The organism is Ekhidna sp. ABH4_415 (assembly GCF_056161305.1).
In genome coordinates, this window is record NZ_JBSWYW010000016.1 from 1 (window position 1) to 2044 (window position 2044).

The window sequence follows — 2044 nt, forward strand, 5'->3', positions numbered from 1 at the left end:
GCCAACAGGATCCGTTACGTTGCTGATCAAACTCGTGTTTACATCTACCACGCCCGTACCATTCGGATCGATCACCACATTGCCGTTTACATCCGTGCTGCTGATCGTATTGCCGTCCAGACTTAAATTATCAGTGGTCACCACACCCGTGCCATTAGGGGTCAACACTATGTTGCCATTCACATCCGTGCTGCTGATCGTATTTCCATCTACCTGGATGTTGTCCGTGTTCGTAACCGTAAAACTTCCTGCCGCCGGAGTGGTCGCTCCGATCGCTGTGCCGTCAATGTTGCCGCCGTTAATATCAGCTGTCGTGATGGTGCCCGTCGTGATATTCGCCGTGCCCAGCGTCGTGGTGCCCGTCACACCCAAAGTACCTGCCACACTCGCATTGCCCGTACTTGGGTCGATCGTCGTAGCGCCTACCGTCAGGTTCGCTCCCGTCACATCTAAGCCATTCTGTGCGTCCACATTGCCAGTAAAAGTTGCCTGCTCAGCTACACCCAAAGTCCCACGAACATTCGTCGCTACTCCCGTCGCAGCTAAGTCGGTCTGACCCGCTACATCAAGGGTCCCGTTCAAGTCAGCGTTGGTAGCCACAGTCAAGTCAGCGCCCGTTACATCAACGCCATTGTTCGCATCAAGATTACCCGCTAGCGTAACCTGGCCTCCTGTGGTTTGGGTGATCGCCTGGTTGTCAATAGTCAGCGCTCCACCTGTAATGTCTACGCCACTGGTCGCATCCACATTGCCATTGAGCGTTACCTGACCCGTGCCCGTTGTAACCGTGCCATCGCCTACGGTGATGTTGCCTCCGTCGGCTACCTCAAAATATGATGTGCCTGCTCCGGTATCATCGCTTTCTACCGAGAAGTTACCAAGCCCGGCTGTCCCGATGATCGCATCCCCCTGAAGATCACCTCCTAAATCAATTTCATTGTTAGCTCCATCGTATGTCAGACCTGATCCCGCCTGGTTTCCAATAGCACCAGCTAAAGCTCCCTCTGTGACAAGGGCATTGTCCGATGGAGTGGCTAAGTCTACCGTGCCTGAGGTCACAATCTCTTCTACCGTGTTGGCCCCATCAAAGGAAAGGTTGGTGGTGATGTCGATGGATCCCGCGGTGGCAACATCACCCGTCACATCATCTACAGTGAAGTTCGTGCCCCCTACCGTCAGGTCCGCATTCGCCACATCCAGACCATTGTTCGCATCTACATTCGTAGCTGCGGTGATCTGTCCACCATTCAAATTGATCACACCCGTTACATCGACCGCATCCGTGGCGAGGTTACCGATGTTTACAGCATCAGAGTTGATGTTGGTCGTGGTTCCATCGGCTACATTCAAAGTCGTAGAAGTCACATCCGTTTGTGGAGAAGCAATCGTCAAATTACCTCCATTGATGTTGGTAGCTGCGGTGATGTCTAACGCATCCGTAGCAAGGTTACCGAGGTTGATCGTGTTGTTGTCGATATTGGTGGTAGTAGCCCCATCAGCCACCGTGAAGTTGCCGCCATCCACATCTAACCCATTGTTTGCATCTACATTGCCCCCAAAATCAGCTTGTCCTGTACCCGTCGTGATTGTACCATTGCCCGAAGTGATGTTGCCATCTCCAATCGTAATGTTTCCTCCATCAGCTACCGTCAGGTAGTTGGTAGTACCAGCCGCATCGTCAGCGACCTGGAAGTTACCAAGACCCGCCGTGCCTATGATCGCATCCCCCTGAAGATCACCTCCTAAATCAATTTCATTGTTAGCTCCATCGTATGTCAGACCTGATCCCGCCTGGTTGCCGATCGCGCCAGCTAAAGCTCCCTCTGTGACAAGGGCATTGTCCGATGGGGTCGCCAAGTCTACCGTGCCTGAGGTCACAATCTCTTCTGCCGTGTTGGCGCCATCGAATGAGAGGTTGGTGGTGATGTCGATCGATCCCGCGGTGGCAACATCACCCGTCACATCATCTACAGTGAAGTTCGTGCCCCCTACCGTCAGGTCCGCATTCGTCACATCTAATCCATTCTGCGCATCCACATTCGTA

Annotated in this window: 1 protein-coding gene; it reads right to left on the reverse strand. The window is 53.2% G+C overall.

From position 1 onward, the window contains the following. Positions 1–2044, reverse strand: a 2044-nt coding sequence (locus ACXAH9_RS17125) for a beta strand repeat-containing protein (RefSeq protein ID WP_474896073.1), incomplete at both ends; no start/stop codon positions are given.